Origin of the sequence: Pseudomonas putida, assembly GCF_028682455.1 — a bacterium.
GTDB lineage: Bacteria > Pseudomonadota > Gammaproteobacteria > Pseudomonadales > Pseudomonadaceae > Aquipseudomonas > Aquipseudomonas putida_AA.
In genome coordinates this window covers 14,566-34,893 of sequence record NZ_JANHLD010000002.1, presented here as the reverse complement: position 1 = coordinate 34,893, position 20,328 = coordinate 14,566, and the positions used below count along the sequence as shown (strand labels likewise).

Annotated in this window: 15 protein-coding genes and 3 pseudogenes; 9 read left to right on the top strand and 9 right to left on the bottom strand. The window is 59.8% G+C overall.

The features are described from left to right. Position 1: 1 nt before the first annotated feature. From NPS58_RS10915 to NPS58_RS10880, 8 genes are all read right to left on the bottom strand, one after another. Entirely contained in the window at positions 2 to 1,231 is a 1,230-nt protein-coding gene (locus NPS58_RS10915; protein WP_274115421.1) for an arginine deiminase, read from the bottom strand. A gap of 24 nt (positions 1,232 to 1,255) precedes the next feature. After that, positions 1,256 to 2,506: a YfcC family protein gene (locus NPS58_RS10910; protein ID WP_274115420.1), complete on the bottom strand. Its 1,251-nt coding sequence runs from the start codon at positions 2,504 to 2,506 to the stop codon at positions 1,256 to 1,258. A gap of 2 nt (positions 2,507 to 2,508) precedes the next feature. Continuing rightward, positions 2,509 to 3,537, bottom strand: coding sequence for an IS30-like element ISShes10 family transposase (locus tag NPS58_RS10905; protein ID WP_011711660.1), 1,029 nt, complete (start codon positions 3,535 to 3,537; stop codon positions 2,509 to 2,511). A gap of 37 nt (positions 3,538 to 3,574) precedes the next feature. Then, positions 3,575 to 3,817 (bottom strand): hypothetical protein, encoded by a 243-nt coding sequence (locus NPS58_RS10900; protein ID WP_274115419.1) that lies wholly within the window; start codon positions 3,815 to 3,817, stop codon positions 3,575 to 3,577. A 530-nt stretch (positions 3,818 to 4,347) separates the two neighbouring features. Beyond that, positions 4,348 to 5,475: an esterase/lipase family protein gene (locus NPS58_RS10895; protein WP_274115418.1), complete on the bottom strand. Its 1,128-nt coding sequence runs from the start codon at positions 5,473 to 5,475 to the stop codon at positions 4,348 to 4,350. Further along, complete coding sequence (locus tag NPS58_RS10890) at positions 5,396 to 6,265, bottom strand: hypothetical protein (RefSeq protein ID WP_274115417.1); 870 nt, start codon at positions 6,263 to 6,265, stop codon at positions 5,396 to 5,398. Before NPS58_RS10890 ends, NPS58_RS10895 begins: the two co-directional genes overlap by 80 nt. A 20-nt stretch (positions 6,266 to 6,285) precedes the next feature. Then, on the bottom strand, positions 6,286 to 7,293 hold the full coding sequence (locus NPS58_RS10885; protein ID WP_274115416.1) for a DUF4105 domain-containing protein: 1,008 nt from the start codon (positions 7,291 to 7,293) through the stop codon (positions 6,286 to 6,288). A 32-nt stretch (positions 7,294 to 7,325) separates the two neighbouring features. Next, complete coding sequence (locus NPS58_RS10880) at positions 7,326 to 7,961, bottom strand: TetR/AcrR family transcriptional regulator (RefSeq protein ID WP_274115415.1); 636 nt, start codon at positions 7,959 to 7,961, stop codon at positions 7,326 to 7,328. Between the two features lie 444 nt (positions 7,962 to 8,405). On the opposite strand from NPS58_RS10880, the gene NPS58_RS10875 reads away from it, so the two are divergent. From NPS58_RS10875 to NPS58_RS10845, 7 genes and pseudogenes are all read left to right on the top strand, one after another. Then, positions 8,406 to 9,893, top strand: coding sequence for an efflux transporter outer membrane subunit (locus NPS58_RS10875; protein WP_274115414.1), 1,488 nt, complete (start codon positions 8,406 to 8,408; stop codon positions 9,891 to 9,893). 14 nt (positions 9,894 to 9,907) lie between these two features. Then, positions 9,908 to 10,987 carry an HlyD family secretion protein gene (locus NPS58_RS10870; protein ID WP_274115413.1) on the top strand — a complete coding sequence of 360 codons (1,080 nt, stop codon included), beginning with the start codon at positions 9,908 to 9,910 and terminating at the stop codon, positions 10,985 to 10,987. A 3-nt stretch (positions 10,988 to 10,990) separates the two neighbouring features. Next, positions 10,991 to 13,752, top strand: a pseudogene (gene rbbA, locus NPS58_RS10865) (ribosome-associated ATPase/putative transporter RbbA). Between the two features lies 1 nt (position 13,753). Then, positions 13,754 to 14,884 carry an ABC transporter permease gene (locus tag NPS58_RS10860; protein ID WP_274115412.1) on the top strand — a complete coding sequence of 377 codons (1,131 nt, stop codon included), beginning with the start codon at positions 13,754 to 13,756 and terminating at the stop codon, positions 14,882 to 14,884. A 229-nt stretch (positions 14,885 to 15,113) separates the two neighbouring features. Then, positions 15,114 to 16,319, top strand: a complete 1,206-nt coding sequence (gene gltS / locus NPS58_RS10855) for a sodium/glutamate symporter (RefSeq protein ID WP_274115411.1) — start codon at positions 15,114 to 15,116, stop codon at positions 16,317 to 16,319. A gap of 365 nt (positions 16,320 to 16,684) precedes the next feature. Then, positions 16,685 to 16,801 (top strand): universal stress protein, encoded by a 117-nt coding sequence (locus NPS58_RS10850; RefSeq protein ID WP_274115410.1) that lies wholly within the window; start codon positions 16,685 to 16,687, stop codon positions 16,799 to 16,801. Positions 16,802 to 16,858: 57 nt separating this feature from the next. Continuing rightward, positions 16,859 to 17,854, top strand: coding sequence for an IS5 family transposase (locus tag NPS58_RS10845; protein WP_147811342.1), 996 nt, complete (start codon positions 16,859 to 16,861; stop codon positions 17,852 to 17,854). A gap of 542 nt (positions 17,855 to 18,396) precedes the next feature. Here NPS58_RS10845 and cadR read toward each other — a convergent pair. Further along, on the bottom strand, positions 18,397 to 18,804 hold the full coding sequence (gene cadR, locus NPS58_RS10840; protein WP_009403731.1) for a Cd(II)/Pb(II)-responsive transcriptional regulator: 408 nt from the start codon (positions 18,802 to 18,804) through the stop codon (positions 18,397 to 18,399). 95 nt (positions 18,805 to 18,899) lie between these two features. On the opposite strand from cadR, the pseudogene NPS58_RS10835 reads away from it, so the two are divergent. Both NPS58_RS10835 and lspA read left to right on the top strand, forming a co-directional pair. Beyond that, positions 18,900 to 19,795 (top strand): annotated as a pseudogene (locus NPS58_RS10835) (cation transporter). 3 nt (positions 19,796 to 19,798) lie between these two features. Then, positions 19,799 to 20,312, top strand: a pseudogene (gene lspA / locus NPS58_RS10830) (signal peptidase II). Positions 20,313 to 20,328 lie beyond the last annotated feature (16 nt).

The following is a 20,328-nucleotide window of genomic DNA, read 5'->3' as shown; positions in this document are numbered from 1 at the left end:
GTCAGATTGCGTCGCGTATGGTTGGGCAGCTCATGCAGCGTCCACCGCCGCGCCCCCGGCCTAGCTCTGCGCCTGGTACTTTCAGCACTTCGATGCCGGCCGATTCCAGAGCAGCGTTGGTGTCGTCATTGCGGTCATAGCCAATGACGACGCCCGGGCTCAGGGCCAGTACGTTGTTGCCATCATTCCACTGCTCGCGCTCACGTTCGGCGGGCGTGTCCCCTCCGGTAGGGATCACGGTCAGAGATTGATAACCGAGCGCCTCCGCAACCACGTCGAACATCGGACGCGGATCCTGGTTGAACGTCAGGTGCTTGCCGCCCGCGCCGGGCCGCAGGTCATAACAGACCATCTGATCAGCCACTTCTGTGAAGGCAGTAACGACATTCCCACCACAGAACGTGAACACTGTATCCAGATGCATGGCCGCCCGGCTTTTGGGAATCTGGCAGGCCACTACGCGATCGACCGTGCCGTGCTCGAACAGGGCATTAGCCAGCTGCCCGATCGCTTGGGGGGACGAACGCTCGCCCATGCCGACCAACACGGTGCGATTGCCGATCGGCATGATGTCGCCGCCTTCCAGGGTTGCCAGTTCGTGATCCTTGAGCGGATCTCCCCAGAGCACCTCGACCTTGCCGGAAAATTTTGGATGAAACTGGTAGATTGCTGCCGTCAGCAGCGTTTCCGGCTTGCGTGCGGCCCAGTACATGGGATTCAGCGTGACGCCACCGTAGATCCAGGCGCTGTTGTCTCGGGTAAATAGAAAATTCGGCAGAGGCGGTAAGATAAAGCCATAAGGCCCCAAGTGGTTGCCGAACAGACCGCTCGGATCGAACGGCAGATCATTCACCTGCAAGCCACCGATCAGGAACTCTGCCAGGACGTGCCCTGGCAGCTCGTCCATCCAGGCCCGCAAATCAGACACCATGCCGACGCCAATATGATTCCAGCTGATCCGATGATCGAGAATCCAGCTTCGCGCTTCGGCGATGTCCAGGGTCTCGGCCAGCAGTTGATTGACATCCAACACCTCCACTCCTCGGGCACGCATCAGACTTACGAATACATCGTGATCCTTTTGCGCCTGTTTGACCCAGAACACATCATCAAACAATAGAGCATCACAATTACTGGGCGTTAGCCTGCGATGGGCAAGACCGGGGCGACAAACGATGACCTGCCGCAAAATACCTGTTTCGGAGTGAACGCCAAGAGTATGTTCAGACATGTGAAAACCTCATTTATCAGAGAATTACAGGAAGACACCGATGCTGATCACTAAGGTGATGAACAGGGTCAAAATCGCCATCAAGGGCCAGATGAATACCAGCCAGCGGTCATAGGAGACTCGCCCTATGGCCAGGCCGCCGATCACCACTGCGAAGGTTGGGTTGATCAGATTCACCAGGCCGCTGGCTGATTGATAGGCAGTTACAACTAAGTCGCGACTGACATTAGCAAAGTCCGCCAGGGGGGCAAGAATGGGCATCGACAGTACCGCAAGGCCGGATGACGAAGGCACGAGGAAGCTCATGCCCGTCTCGATCCAGAACATCAGGTTGATGAAACCCAGTTCCGACATGTTGCTCAAGCGCATTTCAGCACTGTGCAAAATCGTATCAGCAATCATGCCCTGTTCCATGATGACCACGATGCCTCGCGCTAGGCCAACGACCAGAGCTACGCCAAGCAGATCACGGGCGCCATCGACAAAGCTGCCGGCCAGCCTCTTCTCGCCCAGGCGGGCGACAACACCAACGACGATCGCAGCGGCCAGGAACAGAGCGCCCATCTTGTCCATCCACCAGTCCTGGGAGGAAACACCCCAGATCATGACCACGAAGGTCAGGGCGAAGATCACCAGTACCAGTTTCTGGGTCAGGCTCAGTTTGGCGTCACCCAGATCATCATGCCCCTGTAGAAACAACGTGCGGTGGGCATTGCGTTGTTTGGCCACGACGGAACGCGAAGGGTCGGCCTTGACCCGTTTTGCATAGCGCATCACATAGACGGCACAGATCACCAAACCGCCAATCAGCAGCACTAGGCGCAGCAGCAGGCCATCGGTAAAAGGAATGTGGGCTGCATTGGAGGCGATCACAGTGGCAAAGGGATTGATGGTCGAGCCCAATACACCGATGCCTGAGCCGATCAGGATCACAGCCACCCCCGTCACGGCATCGTAGCCGGCGGCGATGATGATCGGGATCAAAATGACATAGAACGCCAGGGTCTCTTCAGCCATGCCATAGGTTGTGCCGCCAAGGGCGAACAAGGTCATCAGGATCGGGATCATCCAGATCTCTCGGCCCTCCAGCCGCTGCATTGCGCTGCGGATGCCGGTGTCGATCGAGCCGGTGGCATTCACTACGCCCAGGAAACCACCGAGAAATAGTATGAACAGCGCTACATCCACGGCGTTGGCGACATAGCTGTCTGGATCATAAAAACCCGCAGTGGGCGCCAGCAGAACGTCGGCGGTTGCAGGATCTGAGTGCAACACGGTTATTGAATTGAAGCGGGAGCATCATGCCGCATCACCACGGCTTCTTGCATCACTTCGCCCATCACCTCGATCGGGCATTTGAAGTCGAAGCGTTTGCGCGGTCGCATATTCAGTTGCAAAGCGATGGCGTCCAGGGCTTCCTGACTATGCACCGACAAGTCCGTGCCCTTGGGCAGGTACTGGCGGATCAGTCCATTGATGTTCTCATTGCTGCCGCGTTGCCAGGGGCTGTGCGGGTCGCAGAAGTAGATCGCCACCCCGGTCCGCTGGGTGATCTCGGCGTGCCGCGCCATCTCCCGGCCCTGGTCGTAGGTCATGCTCTTGCGCACCGCCAGCGGCATGCCATTGAGCGCCGCACTGAAGCCCTCCAGCGCCGAGGTCGCCGTCGCGTCGGCCATCTTGATCAGCATCAGGTAGCCGCTGGTACGCTCCACCAAGGTGCCCACCGCCGAGGCATTGGCCTTGCCCTTGATCAGGTCGCCCTCCCAATGGCCTGGCATCAGCCGGTCTTCGACCTCCGGCGGGCGCACGTGGATGCTGAGCATTTCAGGGATCTGGCCGCGCCGATCGACGCCGCCAGAGCGCGGCCTGCGACTCGTCTTGCCCTGGCGCAGGCAGATGATCAGCTCCTTGCGCAGGCCACCGACCGGCAGGGCGTAGATCGCGTTATAGATCGTCTCGCGGCAGACGTAGGCCTCTCTGAGGCTGGGTATGTTCATGCTGCGCAGCTTGCCGGCAATCTGCTCGGGAGACAAACCCTCACGCAGCATATGGACGACCAGCTCGAAGCGCTCACTGCCCGGCAGCAGCTTGCACTGAGGCCTGCAGACCTGGCGGCGGACCTGCATCTGCTGCTGGGCAGCACAGGCCTGGTAGCGGGTGCCAGGGGCCCGGTTGCGGCGCAGCTCCCGGCTGATGGTCGAGGGGGAGCGGCCGAGCATCCGGGCAATTCGCCGCTGGCTGAAACCTTGGGCAAGGCCGAGTTGAAGGGTCGCACGTTCGGGGATACTGAGTTCGTGATAGGACATAGTGGCAGCACCGTACCGGAAAGGTCAGGTGTTGCACTCAGTTTTTGCGGCCGCCGTCCATAAACCCCTGGGGGCTGGACTCGACCACTTGGTAAGTGCCAGGCACAGCCACTTCGCGGCCGACCTCTTCATTCATGACCCGCTCATACTTTCCGGCGGGAATGATCCAAGTCAGCGCAGCAATCAAGACGATCAACAAAAGCAGAATGGTGTAAGCCGTTGGAAAGCGACTTGTCAGATCCTGCTCTAGGTTTTGCGCGGAAGCGCTTTCTTCAGCCATTGTGGCTTTCCTCTCCGTGAGCCCATTGAGGGCTGCGATTGCGCAGCGAGTGTTATGACGTTCAGTCGATAAGTGGGTACTGATTATTGCCAATTGAAGGTAGATGACCATAAAACAACCGTCCAGTCGTCCAGTCGTTTTTTTGTAGAAAGAGGGTTAAATGGCATTGAGTTGACATAGATCCATCAATGGCCAAAAAAACGCACAGAAATAGCTCTGTGATGCCTTCTGCTATGCCCGGAGCAGCCATAGAAGTTGTCGTCGGCCGGGACAGGCCAAAGTCATATACGGATCAAAGGTATGGAGGAGAGTGAGACTGTCTCAGGTAAGCTGCGCGTGCCATCATCGCCGACAACTCGCGCGTCATTCCCTGCTAGGGTCCGGCAAACACCCATGCGGGCGCCGTCTAGCGCACCACGCTGGTGCCGACCATAGCGACATGAATATTCGCGTCAGACGCACACCAATTCGACGGACACGGCCGTATCCTTGTGTGCGTCCACTGCCTTGTCTGAGCCAGCGGCAGCTGCCTAGCGCGGGGTGAGCTGCTCTTCCCGCTGCGTCATATCCTCTTTCAGAATACGCTGGATCTCTAATATTGCGACCGCGCTCTGTTGCACGCTGTGCCCCGAAATGATGACTTTCTCGGACTGCGCGCCGGGCAGGTGGGAGCTGCGGTAAGGCACAAGACCATCATCAGAATCAACGAGGGCCTCTTCGGCATTAGCCTGGGCCACGATCGAGTGATAGTTCACCTGGGCAGAGATGGGAAAGTCCGCCGCCGCGCGCACGAAAGGATCGTTCTCGTCGAGGTTGTCGACGCTATTGGGGATATGCCCCAGGCTTTCGTGGCTGCTGGCCGCCGCATTGGGTGCTAGTGTGTGGGCGAGTTCTTCGAGCACCGTAACGGGGAAGCAAATGAATCCCGCCATCCAGCGCCCCAGGCGTCCACCTGCGACCGACGTGCCCCGGTGCGGTGCTGCGATGAAGATGGCGCGGCTGACATGCGGGAAGGGCTCGAAACGCAACATCGGATCTATGCGTTTGATCTGCTGCGGCGTCAGCCGACTGCGATCCGCAGCCAGCTGCACCAGCGACTGGTCGGTTGACGACACCATCAACCGCGCGATGACCCCGCCCATGCTATGCCCCAACAGTACAAGGTCGGACGATGCCGGCGCCTGGCCGGAAGGATCGAAATGCGCCAGCGTATCCCCGAGCGCTCTGCGAATCATCGCGTGGTTCAATGCGATCGGCATATTGGTCGGGTAGTAGACCTGCCAGATTTGGTAATGCTGGCGCAGCGCCTCATCGCCCAGGATTTCGTTGGCGAGTTCCACCCAGGCTTCCGGGCTACTGGCCAGTCCGTGCAGCATGACGATGATCCGTCGGTTCGGATCGTAGGGCTGCATCAGGTAGACGTGCGGACGGTCGATTCCACCCTCGCGCCCAAGCAGGCTGCGCAGCGACTGCCGGTTGAAGTTGGCGCGGGCCAGCCACAGTCCGTAGCCGGCGGTGAAATTGGCCGCCAGCGGTACGCGCTGCCCGCGCAGCATGATGGCCGACTCCACATAGGGGTCATGCACCGTCAAACGGACAGTGCGGGTATGCAGCACGCTGTCCAGGTCGTCTCCGTCCGGGTGCAGCAGAATCGTCATGGACGGCGCGGGCATCTCGCTCCAGGGTAGAGGCTGCTGATTGCGTTTGGCCGCTGGATGGCCATCCCGGGTGGGGGCGGAAGTCAGGGGTTCGTCCGGCATGACCGCCACCAGCTCGGCGCCGAAACCGTCGCGCCGGTAGAGGCTGCGCAGTCCGCGGAAAGACAGGGACGAGGCTGGCAGGAGTTCGGCTGGCACCGCCGTACTGCCCGGCAAGCGCGCTGCGCATATCCAGCTGCAGCTCCCAGCCTGCAATGTTCCAGCGGGTCTGCGCTGGCAACTGCGTAGACATTTGTTGCCGAACCTCGAACATCCCGGTGGCGGCACGTTCGACCGCATAGTTATACCAATCCCGCACTTGCGTCTGGCGATCCTCGAAGGCTCGCTCCCCAGGCGTATGGTCACCGAAGAACAGGTAGGCATAGGCATAACGAATGGTCTCAAGCCAGGCGGCTTGCTGCTCTGATCCGGGCTTCATGGCCTGAGCCTGCGCCAGCCACAGTTCGGACAGTGCAGCCAGGCGTCGATCCGCGGCAACGCCGGTCACGGCGGCCAGGGCCTCGACGCAATCCGCTGAGATCGGTTTTGCGCAAGCCTGCGCATCCAATGCCGCCACCCTGATGGTCTGGGTCGTCGCATCGCTGAGTTTGCCGCGTGTCAGGATATCGCCGCGCTTGAGTTCGATGGCCTCGCCCGCATCCAGTGTATGAACCTCAACCACTGGGCCGAACTCACGCAGGATCGAGCAGCCCCCCAGCAACAGCGGGGCAATGACGAGCCACACTGCCATGCGGCAAGACTGCTGGAACCTCATGGAGATACCTCGTCGGCCGGCACGCCGGGCACACCTTGTCGAATCGACATCGAGAAGTCGTCTCCTGATGCGTCAGAGGCCAGTGCGCGTTCGTTGATGTGCCCCAGTGCCTGCAGTTCTGCGTAGCGATGGCCGGGCGTCAATCCGTGCAGGTCATGGATGTATTCCGCAAAGTGTCCGGACAGCAGCAGGCGATAGTCCGCCGGCAACGCTGGCGCAATGAGCCGAGCCAACTCGAGCACGATGGTCGTGCAGTTGCTGGTCAAGGTATTGTAAAAGCGTGGCGCGCGCCGCAGGCCATTGGCCGCATCCAAATACTCCAGAAACAACGCGCGGACTTTTGCCTGACTTATCTGCAACCGATAGAGATAAACGTCCTCGCCTCGCGCATTACTGCGCGTACGCACAATGTCACGCTCATCGGCGGCTACCAGGATCTGCTCGAACTGACGGAAAAATCCGCCGACCGCTGAGAAGGTCTCGTGGCGCTCCTTGCGTATTTCCAGTGAGAACACCACCCGCTCGCCATCGTCGAAGCCGAACGATACGAGCGTGTGAGCGATGTTCGGCCCCATCCAGTAGGAAAGTACCAGGTCGGCGCTACGCAGGCGGGTAAGGTCGTAGGTACGGTTCTCCCAACGCGGCGTGTAATCGGTTTCACTGCGCCATTCGAAGTTGCGTACATTTTTCAGTTGAACATGATCGCCGTCGATCCTGGCCTCCAGCAACTGGGCGACATCGTCAGCCCATAGGCGGTGGTGCGAGGGCTGCAGGGTGCTCCACCACGCCGCGAGGATAGCGACGGCGCTTACGAATGCCACTGCCGCGAGATTGCATGACTTGCGGCTGCGCAGGCCTGTCAGCGCCACCACCATCGACAGCCCCGCGGCCGCCCACAGTGCAAGGGTGATCAAGCGAACAGCGGGCTGCAGCACCTGATGCCATAGTGCCAGTGCGCCCCACGCAATCAGCAGTAGCACCGCAAAGCCGATCACCAGGCGCACAGGGAGATGCCTGTATTTTTGCCTTACCCTGCTCATCGAGGCTGCAAAAGCTCAAGCAGCAGTTGCCGATGTGCATCCCGTAACTGCACCAGCGATATGGAAGGGTTGCCCCTGGATAGCATCGAAGAGTTCAGCCACAGCAGTGCGGGAGCGAGCGCCAGCGGGAAAAAGTGCTCAGTCAGGACACTCGGACGAACAACCCCCCGGTCTATGTTGCCTTGGATGATGAGCTGTGCTCGCCTGCGCAGTCCGCGCGCTACCTCATCATGCCAACGTTTCACCAGTTCCGGTGCTCTGGCGCTTTCGGTCAGAAGTAATCGGTAGATCGATACCGTAGTGGGGGATTCAAACGTCGCGTAAAGGCGATCAAGATAGGCGTCTACCAGCTCTGGCAGCGTCAGTTCTTCATCCGGAAGCCAGCCCTGAAAATCGCGAAGCTGCTGGGTTGCACGTTCGAGCAAGGCGTGAAAAATTTCTTCCTTGCTTTTGAAGTGGGCGTAGATGCCTGCCTTGGATAAGCCCGCACATTCCGCCAGGCGCTCCATCGACACGGCGTTGTATGTCCGATCCGCAAACTCGATCAACGCCGCATCCAATATTTCCTCTCTCCTAGCCACAGAAGACAGATAGCGGTGCTTGCCTGGTACGTCGTCTTTTTTGGTTGGCATACAAAGGTCCCTGTTCAAAAATTGACTGGATTGTCCCATGGACTGGTCACCGGTTCCACCATGGGCGCATGGTCAGCCCAGGCTGAGCACTTCCAACTGGCGGGTGTGCAGTGCCTAGTGAACGGCTAGTTGCGTTTTCGGGATTGTAACGTACAATCAAAAGCAACCGTCCAGTCGTTTTCTTTATAGTGTGCGATAACGCGCACTATTCGCAGGGACGCATACGAACCCGGAACGCCGGAAAATGAAGAAGGAGAGCCCCATCGACCGGTTGCTAGAGGCGAGAGTGCAGACATTAATAGGGAGGTGGCGTGAACAGCCATCAAAGTCGCGCTCGATTGCAGCGTTCGTTGGTGACCGACATGCCTGCGCGTCGCTGTACGTGGGCGGCTACTCCTCTACAACCAGGCCCTATTCAGCCCGAACCCCGTACGGAACGTGATCATGCCTCCAGCTTTTCCTTTATTGTCTGAGTTCAAATTGCGCACTGCCTCGCTGGCACTGAGCGCCGTCGTACTGACCGGCTGCATGTCGCTCGCTCCCGCTCCTGATACTCCGCCCCCGCCGGTGCCAGCGGTTTGGTCTGGTCATCCTGAATCAGGCGCCAAGGGTGCTCATGCGGGAGAACTTGCCTGGCAGGCGTACTTCACGGATCCCTTGCTGCAACGCCTCATCGAGACAGCGCTGGAGAACAACCGCGATCTGCGCCTGGCCGCGCTGCGTGTCGAGGAAGCCAGCGCCGCATTCCGCATTCAGCGCTCGGATCGATTTCCTGCCGTGGGCCTCGGTGCCCAAGGTGGGCGCGCCCGCGTCCCTGGCGATCTAAACATGTCGGGCCGATCGCAGGTCGGCGGCGAGTACCGGGCCGAGGTGGGGTTGAGCACCTGGGAGCTGGATCTGTGGGGCCGGGTCCGCAACCTGGAAGACGCCGCCCTGCAAAGCTGGCTGGCTTCCGACGCGGCCCGCCAGGCCGTCCACCTGGCGCTGATCGCCCAGGTGGCCGACGGTTATCTTGGCTTGCGCGAGATAGACGAACGCGTGGCTATCGCCCGTCAAACCGTCGCGACCCGCGAGGAGTCCTATCGCATTTTCCGGCGCCGCGTTGAAGTCGGCTCGACCTCGAAGCTGGACCTCACTCAAGTCCAAACTTTGCTGAACCAGGCTCAGGCGCTGCTAACCCAGCTTGAGCAAGCACGCGCCACGCAACTGCACGCGCTGGCACTGCTGGTAGGTGCCGATCCTGGCCCGCTGCCCACCAAAGCACCCTTCGATGAAACAACGGTGCTGGCCGACCTGCGGGCCGGCCTGCCTTCGGAGCTGCTGGTCAGCCGCCCGGACATCATTTCCGCGGAACACCAATTGCGTGCCGGCGATGCCAACATCGGCGCGGCCCGTGCGGCGTTCTTGCCGCGCATTGCGCTGACCGGCAGCTTCGGCACGGCCAGTTCCGATCTTGACGGCCTGTTCGATTCCGGCAGCCGCGCCTGGACCTTCATGCCTACCTTGTCGCTGCCCATCTTCGATGGCGGGCGCCGGCGCGCAAACTTGGAACTGAGCGAGGTGCGCCGCGACATCGCCGTTGCCGGCTACGAGAAGACCATTCAAACGGCCTTTCGCGAGGTGGCCGATGCACTGAGCGCCAAGTACTGGCTGGCTGAGAAATTGACGATCCAGCGGGCCAATCTGGAAGCGCAAAGCGAACGCGCCCGGCTGGCCCAGTTGCGCTACGACAACGGTTCGGCCGCTTTCCTGGAGGTGCTGGACGCCCAACGCGATCTGCTGGATGCCGGACAACAGCTGGTACAGGCGCGCCGTGCGCTGCTATCCAGTCAGGTGGCGCTGTATGCCGCGCTCGGCGGCGGCACCCTCGCTGCAACCGACGAAACCCAGGGTGCAACCTCGACGCCCGCTCCCACGCCATTAACCCGTTAAGGCACGCCGAACCTATGACTGTCTCACCCTCTCTCAAGAAAAAACTCCTGGTCGCTGCCGCTGCAGCGGTTGTTATCGCGCTGGCCTGGTGGGGCTGGACGGAGCTTGCCGACAGCGGACCCGGCGAAGGGTTCGTCAGCGGCAACGGCCGGATCGAAGCCACCGAGATCGATATCGCCACTAAGCTTCCCGGTCGTATCGAAGACATCCTCGTACGTGAAGGCGACTTCGTCGCGGCGGGTCAGCCACTGGCCAGAATGCAATTGGAAACGCTTGAGGCGCAGCGCGACGAAGCCTTCGCCATGCGTGAACAGGCCGAGCACTCGGTGACCGCAGCGCAGGCCCAGGTGGCGCTGCGTGAAGCCGACGTGGTTGCGGCGCAGGCCCTGGTCGGTCAGCGCGAGTCGGAGCTCGACGCTGCGCAACGGCGGCTGAAACGTTCGCAGACCCTGTCCCAAGAGGGTGCCGCCTCGATACAGGAGCTGGACGATGACCGGGCGCGCGTACGGGGCGCACAGGCGACGCTCGCGGCCAGCAAAGCACAGACCGCCGCTGCCCGCGCCGCGGTTGAGGCCGCCAAGGCGCAGCTTGTCGGCGCGAGGTCCAGCGTGTCCGCTGCCACGGCCAGCATCAATCGCATCGAAGCGGACATCCGCGACAGCGAACTGCGTGCCCCGCGCGACGGACGGGTTCAGGTTCGCGTTGCGCAACCTGGCGAGGTGCTCGGAGCCGGCGGACGTGTCCTGAACCTGATCGACCTGTCGGACGTGTACATCACCTTCTTCCTGCCCGAGACCGTGGCCGGCCGCGTCGCGCTGGGCACCGAGGTACGCATCATTCTGGATGCCGCGCCGGAGTTTGTTATTCCAGCGAGCGTTTCCTTCGTCGCCAGTGTGGCGCAATTTACTCCCAAGACGGTAGAAACCGCGAGCGAGCGGCAGAAACTGATGTTTCGCGTGCGCGCGCAGATTTCGCAGGAGCTGCTGCGTGAACACCTGGACCAGGTCAAGACCGGGCTGCCCGGCGTGGCCTGGGTCAAGCTCGACGCCAATGCCGAATGGCCCCAGACCCTGACCGCTCGCGTGCCGGAGTAAGGTATGAGCCACAGCGCGCAGCTCGCGACCGTTGCCAGTGTCCATCAGGTAAGCCTGCGCTACGGCGACGTCATTGCCCTGGATGGCATCGACCTGGACATTCCCGCCGGGCGGATGGTCGGCCTGATTGGCCCCGACGGCGTCGGCAAATCCAGTCTGCTCTCATTGCTGGCCGGTGTGCGCATCATCCAGGAGGGCACGGTCGAGGTGCTGGATGGCGACATGGCCAGCAAGGCCCATCGCACGCAGGTGTGCCCGCGCATCGCCTACATGCCGCAGGGGCTGGGCAGGAACCTGTACCCGACGCTCTCGGTCGAGGAGAATCTGCAGTTCTTCGCGCGGCTGTTCGGTCATGGCGCCGCGGAACGCCGCCAGCGTATCGACGAACTGACTCAGGCCACTGGCCTGCTCAAATTCCTGGAGCGCCCGGCAGGCAAGCTCTCCGGGGGCATGAAGCAGAAACTCGGCCTGTGCTGCGCGCTGATTCATGACCCGGATTTTCTGATTCTCGATGAGCCGACGACTGGCGTGGACCCGCTGGCGCGCGCGCAGTTCTGGGATCTGATTGACCGTATCCGCGCCGATCGCCCCGGCATGAGCGTGATTGTGGCCACGGCCTACATGGATGAGGCCCAGCGCTTCGACTGGCTGGCCGCCATCGACGACGGCAAGGTCCTCGCCACCGGCACGCCGAAGGAATTGCTGGCAAGAACAGGCAGCCCGAACCTGGAAGAGGCATTCATCCGCCTGCTCCCGGAAGAGAAAAAGCGCGGACACCAAGCGGTAGTCATTCCCCCTTGTCGGATGGCGGCGCGGACGATATCGCCATCGAGGCCGAGGGGCTGACCATGCGCTTTGGCGACTTCGTTGCCGTCGATAGCGTGTCCTTCCGTATCCGGCGCGGTGAAATCTTCGGCTTCCTCGGCTCCAATGGTTGCGGCAAGTCCACGACCATGAAGATGCTCACCGGCCTGCTGCCGGCGAGCGAGGGCCGGGCCTGGCTGTTCGGCCACGAAGTCGATCCGCATGACCTGGACACCCGCCGCCGTGTCGGCTACATGTCGCAGGCGTTCTCGCTCTACAGTGAACTCACGGTACGCCAGAATCTGGAGTTGCACGCCAAGCTGTTCAGTGTGTCCCCGAACGATATTCCGGGCCGCGTGGACGAGATGGTGGAGCGCTTTGGGCTGGCGGACGTCATCGACAGCCTGCCGGCCAGTCTGCCGCTGGGCATACGCCAGCGCCTGTCGCTGGCCGTTGCCATGGTGCACAAGCCCGAGCTGCTGATTCTGGACGAACCGACTTCGGGCGTCGACCCGGTGGCGCGCGATGCGTTCTGGCGACTGCTCATCGAGCTGTCGCGGCGTGACCGGGTGACGGTCTTCATTTCCACCCACTTTATGAACGAGGCCGAACGCTGCGACCGCATGTCGATGATGCATGCCGGCAAGGTGCTCGACAGCGACGTGCCCGCCAGACTGGTCGAGAAACGCGGCGCCAAAACCCTTGAAGAGGCCTTCATCGGCTACCTCCTCGAAGCCGAGGGCGGCACAGCCGCCCCGCCCAGCCAGCCTGAGGCCGACAATCACGAGGAGCCGCCATCCGCGGTACCCGCTGAACACCGCGGGCACCGCTCTGGAGGCTTCAGCTTGCAGCGCATGTTCAGCTATCTATGGCGCGAGACCCTGGAGCTGCAGCGGGATCCGGTACGCGCCACCCTGGCGCTGGGTGGTTCGCTGCTGCTGATGTTCGTGATCGGCTTCGGCATCACCATGGACGTCGAGGACTTGAGCTATGCGGTGCTCGATCGCGACCAGACCACGCTCAGCCAGAGCTACACGCTGAACCTGGCCGGCTCGCGCTACTTCACCGAGCACGCGCCTATCGTCGACTACGACGATCTCGACCGGCGTATGCGCAGCAGCGAACTGTCGCTGGCCATTGAGATCCCCCCTGGCTTCAGCCGCGACGTGTTGCGGGGCCAGAACGTGCAGATCGGCGCCTGGCTCGACGGCGCCATGCCGCAACGCGCGGAAACCGTGCAGGGCTACGTTCAAGGCATGCACCAGCACTGGCTACTCGTACAGGCCAGCGAACGCAGCGGCGCCAGCGCCGCAGGCAATGCGAGCGTCGAGACGCGCTTTCGCTACAACCCCGATGTCAAGAGTCTGCCAGCCATGGTGCCGGCGGTGATCCCTCTGCTGCTGCTCATGCTGCCGGCCATGCTGACTGCGCTGGCGGTGGTGCGCGAGAAAGAAACCGGGTCGATCACCAATCTGTACGTGACGCCGGTCACGCGCATCGAGTTCCTGCTTGGCAAGCAACTGCCCTATGTCGGTCTGGCCATGGTGAACTTCCTGCTGATGAGCCTGCTCGCGGTCACCGTCTTCGGTGTGCCGGTCACGGGCAGCTTCTTCACCCTGTCGCTGGCCGCGCTGATCTTCTCCTTCGCCGCGACAGGCATGGGGCTGCTGGCCTCGGCCGTCACGCGCAGCCAGATCGCCGCCATGTTCTTTGCCATGATCGGCACCATCATTCCGGCCACCCAGTTCGCCGGCCTGATCGATCCCGTGTCCTCGCTTGAAGGCTCCAGCAAGTTCATCGGCGAGATCTACCCCGCCACGCACATGATCTCCATCAGCCGTGGCGTGTTCAGCAAAGCGCTCGGCCTGGCCGATCTGGCGGGGCCGTTGTGGTCGATGCTGCTGTCGGTTCCGGTGATTCTCGGTGCGGCCGTTTTGCTACTCAAGAAGCAGGAGCGCTGAGATGAGCGGAAGAAACGTTGCCAACATCTACGACCTCGGTGTCAAGGAGCTGTGGAGCCTTTGGCGTGATCCGATGATGCTCGTACTCATCGTCTATGTGTTCACCGCGTCGGTCTACACCTCGGCCACGTCCATGCCGGAGACGCTGCACAACGCGCCCATCGCCATCGTCGACGAGGATAATTCGGCGCTGTCCCAGCGGATTGCCTCGGCCTTCTACCCGCCGCAGTTCACGCCACCGGCCATGATCGACTATGGGGACGTGGACCCGGGCATGGATGCGGGGCTGTACACCTTCGCCCTGGTCATTCCGCCCAACTTCCAGCGTGACGTGCTGGCGGGGCGATCGCCCGCCGCGCAGCTCAATGTCGACGCCACCCGCATGAGCCAGGCCTTCACCGGCAGTGGCTATATCCAGCAGATCTTCACCGGTGAAGTCAATGAGTTCGTCAAGCGTTACCGCGGCACCGACGCGCCACCCGTGGATCTGGCATTGCGCGCCCGCTTCAACCCCGCGCTCGACAAGGCCTGGTTCGGCTCGGTGGTGCAGATCATCAACCACATCACGCTGTTGTCCATCATCCTGACCGGCGCGGCGCTGATCCGGGAGCGCGAGCACGGCACCATCGAGCACCTGCTGGTGATGCCGGTCACGCCCGCGCAGATCATGCTCTCCAAGGTCTGGTCGATGGCCCTGGTCGTGCTGATCGCCTCCTTCCTGTCCCTCAATCTCATGGTGCGCGGCGTCCTGGGCGTTCCCGTCGAGGGTTCCATTGCGCTGTTCTTCGCTGGCGCGGCGCTCAGTCTGTTCGCCACCACCTCGATGGGCATCTTCATCGCCACCCTGGCGCGCAACATGCCCCAATTCGGCATGTTGATGATGCTCACCATCATGCCGCTGCAGACGCTTTCGGGTGGGTCTACCCCGCGCGAGAGCATGCCCGAGATCGTGCAGAACATCATGCTGATCGCACCCACCACCCATTTCGTGGAGCTGAGCCAGGCCATCCTCTACCGGGGCGCTGGCCTGGAGACGGTGTGGCAGCCCTTCCTGGCGCTGGCACTGATCGGCACAGTTCTGTTTTTCCTGTCGTTAGCACGCTTTCGCAAAACGATCGGCCAGATGGCTTGATCGTTTGACCGCCCGAGTGAGCATTTCACCCCCGGCAAGGAGTTTTACAATTAGCAATGAAACCATCCCTCTCAACCCATTCAAGGCGAACTCAGAACTGCAACTGCGCTTTCCAGCGCCTGACGCTGGAAAGCGCCCACAGGCAGGTCGTCGTGGCCGTCGAACCAACCAACGAAGAGTGGATTGCGGCCAGCCATGCGCTGTCCTGTTTGGCTAGTGGGAAGGCCAGATGAATATCGACGCCTTCCATGCGTTCACGCTCGCCATCCTGCTGTTGTTCGTGGGCAAGGGTCTGGTAGCCCGTTTGGGCATCTTGCGTCGCTACAGCATTCCGGAAGCCTTGGTGGGTGGCTTGGCCTGCGCCTTCGTTGTCTTCGTCCTGTACTACGGGATGGGGATCACGGTCAGTTTCGATCTGCAAGCGCGCGACGCGCTTCTGCTGTACTTCTTTGCCGCCATTGGACTGAGTACCGACGCCCGCACGCTGCGCCATGGTGGACGGCCTTTGCTGATCTTGTCGGGATTGGCCATCGGGTTCATGGTGCTACAGAACCTCGCCGGGATGGAGACAGCTCGCGCATTCGGCCTGGATCCGCGTGCCGGGCTCATGGTCGGTTCGATTTCCTTGACTGGTGGGGTGGGCACCACCCTGGCCTGGTCCGATTACTTTGTTCAGACCCTTGGCATTGCCCAGGCGCAAGAACTGGGATTGGCGGCGAACATGATTGGCCTGATCGCGGCCTGCACCATCGGTGGACCGATCGCAAGTCTACTCATACGCAGGCATCGACTTCGAGCCTCCGAGGACAGCGCCTTGGAGATTGGCACGCTGCATAGCGATGAGCAGCATGCTCGCTTGGATTACTACGGTGTGCTGCTGGCATTGCTCTGGCTCAACTTCGCCTTGATGTTGGGCTCCGGAATCAATGCCGTCGTTGCGCGCACTCCCCTCACGTTGCCTGCATTTGTTGGCTGCCTGCTGGCGGGAATCCTGCTGCGCATGATCGGCGACTGGATGAGGCCGAATGGGCGCGGGCGTCTATGGAACTGGCCAAGCATGCAGCCAGGTCTCGCCCTGATTTCCGACATCTCACTGGGCCTGTTTCTGACTATGGCGTTGATGGGACTCAGACTTTGGGAGCTGCAACCCGTGCTTGGATTCATCACTGTGGCAATGCTGGTGCAAATTGTGCTGGTCATAGCATTCGTTCTTCTGATCGTTTTTCGGGCAATGGGCAAGGATTACCAAGCTGCAGTGATGTGCGCAGGCTTCGGCGGAATCGCGCTGGGATCTACCGCCACCGCCATTGCCAACATGACGGCGGTCACTCGGGAGCATGGCGCTGCACGCGAGGCGTTCATCGTGGTGCCGTTGGTGTGTGGGTTCGTTATCGACATTGCGAACGCACTGGTGATCAGCCTGATGGCCGGCTAGGACGAAAAAATTAACGGAGTGCGCTGGCAGACGGAGTCGTATCTAGCACGCTGACACAGTGTCATCAAAAAAGCGTTAATGACATGAGGCCATGTGTGCAGGATAACAAACAAGCAGAACTCCCCTCGTTTCAAATGAGGCGGTCCATCTATATGAATAATAATAGAGGTAATGCGTTGTGACGGAAAGAAAGACTGGCAACCCTTCAGATATCTCTGCTGAAGAAGGGCTTGGTCAATTCGGACCACAGGGGATGTTGTAGGCCTCAGCTCATTGGGGCTGAATCGGATACCGCCAGCAGCTCCTACTGCACGGTACACGCGACATCTATTTGACAGACTCCAATCTGATAACTGGAGACATTCATGTACTCAAAACTCTTGGTTCCGCTCGACGGAAGTCCTACCGCCAATTTGGCGCTCCACCACGCTGCGGTGCTGGCGCGACTAAGGAAACGCTGCACAAATCAGCCATCTGCCTGAGTGCCCAGCTCCGCGTATAATCACCAGACACTGCCACTACCTCAGCCAAGCCACCCGATGAAACAGATCACATTCGCCCAAGCCGAGCATCAGAACAAGAAAAAGGTTACTCGCCGGGAACGCTTCCTAGCTGAGATGAATGTACTGGTGCCCTGGCAGCGCCTGCTGGATGCCCTGTCGCCCTCATATTACCCTGACTCTGCCGGCAAGCGTGGCCGCCCACCTACTCCGCTAGAGCGGATGCTACGAATCTACTTCCTGCAGCAGTGGTATGGCCTGGCTGATGAGGCTCTTGAGGATGCGATCTACGACAGTCAGGCGATGCGTGATTTCGTCGGCATTGATCTGTCCATCGAAAGCGTGCCGGATGCTACAACACTCCTGCGTTTCCGCCACCTGCTGGAAAGGCATTCGCTGACGCAGCGGATCTTCGAGGAGATTAACGCCAGCCTGTCAGAACGCGGACTATTCATGCGCGAAGGGACCATTGTCGATGCCACCATCATTGCTGCTGCACCTTCTACCAAGAACAAGGCCAAGCAACGTGATCCATCAATGAAGCAGACTCGAAAAGGCAACCAGTGGTTTTTCGGCATGAAAGCCCATATCGGTGTTGATGCAGTAACCGGTCTGACGCACAGCGTGGTGGCCACCTCGGCCAACCAGGCGGACATAACGGTAGCCGAGCAGCTCCTGCGGGACGGCAAGGAACCAGTCTATGCCGATGCCGGTTACACGGGGCTTGGCAAGCGTCTTGCTGGGTGTGGCGACAGCCTCCCTGCACTGCGAATTGCTGCACGGCGCAGCACCATCAAAAAAATGGAAGATGGCCCGGAGAAGCAGATCATGCAACGTATTGAACACTGCAAAGCGAGCATCCGCGCAAAGGTGGAACACCCGTTCCATGTGATCAAGAACCTGTTTGGCCACCGCAAGGTACGCTACCGTGGCATGGAGAAGAATCAGGCCCAGCTGTTCAGCCTGTTTGCACTGGCCAACCTGGTGTTGGCCAAGCGGTGTTATGCGATGACAGACGGGGTTATTGCGTCTTGAAACCCGGTACTCGGGTGAAAACTGGCCCAAATGGCCAGAATTGAAGATGATTTGCGTGGTGCTGTCGCCGAGAGCGGGTTGGCTGCATCAAAAAACCATTGATTGGAACGGCCGCCGCGCCAATCTGAATTGATCAGCGATTCCTTAGATGTCCACATTAACCATTGTAAGGGCTAATTCCGGCTGGGATAGATCGTAAGCCAATTTTGAGCGGATGCCAGTCTGCAGGTGTCTATCTCAGTGGTTTTGAAGGGTTTTACTTTTTCGAGCGCCATGTTGTCAGTGAATTTTCGCCGGCTTCAGCATAGGTAGGTTTGTTGCGGCGGTTGTCCGTTAGATGTCCACATTAACTATTGTAAGGGCTAATTCCGGCTGGGATAGATCGTAAGCCAATTTTGAGCGGATGCCAGTCTGCAAGCGTCTATCTCAGTGGTTTTGAAGGGTTTTACTTTTTCGGGTAAGCGGATTAAATGGTTGATCTTACCTTTGCATGAGAGTGAGACAGACCGGCATCTCATCGGATTATCTGGTTGATGCTTCACCTACTGCTGGTGCATGTTTCCTTCGCTAATTCCAGCAAGAACCCCACACGCCTCAACTTCCCGGTCATCGTTGCAACTCGCTCTCAGTGAAACGAGTTGTTTCTCAAGCGCTTGCAGAGCGGTTATCTGCGACCGCACATGAGAGATGTGATCATCGAGCAAGGCGTTGACGGCGGTACAAGGCTGATGAGGGTCGTCCTCATAGCTCTGTAGTTCGTGAATCTCAGCCAGTGACAGGCCCAGGATTCTGCAGCGACGGATGAAGGCCAGCCCCTCACCATGCTTCTCGGTATAGACACGGTAACCGTTGTCCTGCCGATCAGGCGGCGGCAACAAGCCCTGCTGTTCATAGAAGCGGATCGTCTGTGTTTCGACCCCTACCAACTGCGCCAACTGACCAATGCGCATCAGCCTCCTCCCCAACGGATTCTTTACTCTATTGACCTTATAGTAGCTTTATAGTTTTAAATGGTACCACAACATTGTTCAAGTGGAGTCGTATCATGAGCAAATCCTGTGGTGGCGCCTGTGGCGGTGATGCAACGTCCGCAGCGGATACCGATATACAGGCCTCCTCCGAGGCGCCAGGGAGATGGGTCAGTGTTTATGCCGTGCCGAAGATGGACTGTCCATCAGAAGAACGAATGATTCGCCTAGCCCTGAACGGCTTTGAGGAGATTCGGGCGCTGTCCTTCGACTTGTCGAACCGCCGGCTGAAGGTCGTGCATGACGGCGAGGTCGAGCCCGTCACCTCGAAACTGAAGACCTTGGGGCTAGGCGCCTCGCTTCAGGAAACCGTCGCTGCAAATCCGGAGACCATCAAGGCCGCCGAGTTTTCGGCAGCTTCTGCTAAGCAAGAATCCGGGACCCTGCGCTGGCTGCTCGGCATCAATGCACTTCTGTTCGTGGTGGAAATGACTGCCGGTCTGATCGCCCGGTCCACCGGCCTGATTGGAGAATCCCTGGACAATTTTGCCGATGCGGCGGTGTACGGGCTTGCCCTTTATGCGGTTGGACATAGCGTGAAAATGCAGGTACGTGCCGCGCATCTTGCTGGTGTACTGCAACTGATCTTGGCTGTGGGCGTGCTCGTAGAGGTGGTGAGACGCTTTGTATTCGGTAGTGAGCCTGAATCGCTGGTGATGATGGCTATCGCATTCGTCGCATTGATTGCCAATACCAGTTGTCTGCTGCTCATATCCAAACATCGGGAAGGCGGGGCGCACATGAAGGCAAGCTGGATATTCTCGGCCAACGACGTGGTGATCAACCTGGGGGTCATCACCGCCGGCGCCCTGGTCGCGTGGACCGGTTCCAATTATCCGGATCTGATTATCGGCACCATCGCGGGGGCATTGTACTTAACGGTGCCAGACGCATTTTGGCGTTGAAGGGTTAAATAATGCTCATTATTGGCAAAAAGCTCTCGCCGTATGCCCTATTGTCCATATCGGGCCTGCTGGCAGCGTCTGATCAGGCTGTAAAGTGGCTGGTGCAGCAATCAATGGCCTATGGCGAGTATGTTTCGGTGACCCCGTTCTTTAACTGGGTGCACCTATGGAACACCGGTGCCGCATTCAGTCTTTTTGCGAATGGTGGAGGCTGGCAGCGCTACTTTTTTTATCGGAATCGCGGTAGTGGTCTCGATTTTTCTGATCAAGCTGATCCTTGAAAATCGTCATAAAGGAGAAGCCATCGCTTACAGTCTTATCCTCGGTGGCGCCATGGGCAACCTGATTGACCGGGTCTTTCGCGGCTATGTTGTGGATTCCTTTGATTTCTATTGGCGAGACTGGCATTGGCCGGCCTTCAACCTGGCTGATATTGCAATTGTCCTCGGTGCCTTACTTTTCGTTTCCAGCAGCTTGTTGGGTAAAAAAGCAAACACCAATGCCGAGTCGGATGGATCTGACTGACACCTACGCCTATACA

Coding starts and splice junctions, on each gene's coding strand:
- NPS58_RS10915 (WP_274115421.1), bottom strand. CDS start 1,231: ATGTCTGAACATACTCTTGGCGTTCACTCCGAAACAGGTATTTTGCGG.
- NPS58_RS10905 (WP_011711660.1), bottom strand. CDS start 3,537: ATGTCCTATCACGAACTCAGTATCCCCGAACGTGCGACCCTTCAACTC.
- NPS58_RS10900 (WP_274115419.1), bottom strand. CDS start 3,817: ATGGCTGAAGAAAGCGCTTCCGCGCAAAACCTAGAGCAGGATCTGACA.
- NPS58_RS10895 (WP_274115418.1), bottom strand. CDS start 5,475: ATGACGATTCTGCTGCACCCGGACGGAGACGACCTGGACAGCGTGCTG.
- NPS58_RS10890 (WP_274115417.1), bottom strand. CDS start 6,265: ATGGCAGTGTGGCTCGTCATTGCCCCGCTGTTGCTGGGGGGCTGCTCG.
- NPS58_RS10880 (WP_274115415.1), bottom strand. CDS start 7,961: ATGCCAACCAAAAAAGACGACGTACCAGGCAAGCACCGCTATCTGTCT.
- NPS58_RS10875 (WP_274115414.1), top strand. CDS start 8,406: ATGCCTCCAGCTTTTCCTTTATTGTCTGAGTTCAAATTGCGCACTGCC.
- NPS58_RS10870 (WP_274115413.1), top strand. CDS start 9,908: ATGACTGTCTCACCCTCTCTCAAGAAAAAACTCCTGGTCGCTGCCGCT.
- NPS58_RS10860 (WP_274115412.1), top strand. CDS start 13,754: ATGAGCGGAAGAAACGTTGCCAACATCTACGACCTCGGTGTCAAGGAG.
- gltS (WP_274115411.1), top strand. CDS start 15,114: ATGAATATCGACGCCTTCCATGCGTTCACGCTCGCCATCCTGCTGTTG.
- NPS58_RS10850 (WP_274115410.1), top strand. CDS start 16,685: ATGTACTCAAAACTCTTGGTTCCGCTCGACGGAAGTCCTACCGCCAAT.
- NPS58_RS10845 (WP_147811342.1), top strand. CDS start 16,859: ATGAAACAGATCACATTCGCCCAAGCCGAGCATCAGAACAAGAAAAAG.
- cadR (WP_009403731.1), bottom strand. CDS start 18,804: ATGCGCATTGGTCAGTTGGCGCAGTTGGTAGGGGTCGAAACACAGACG.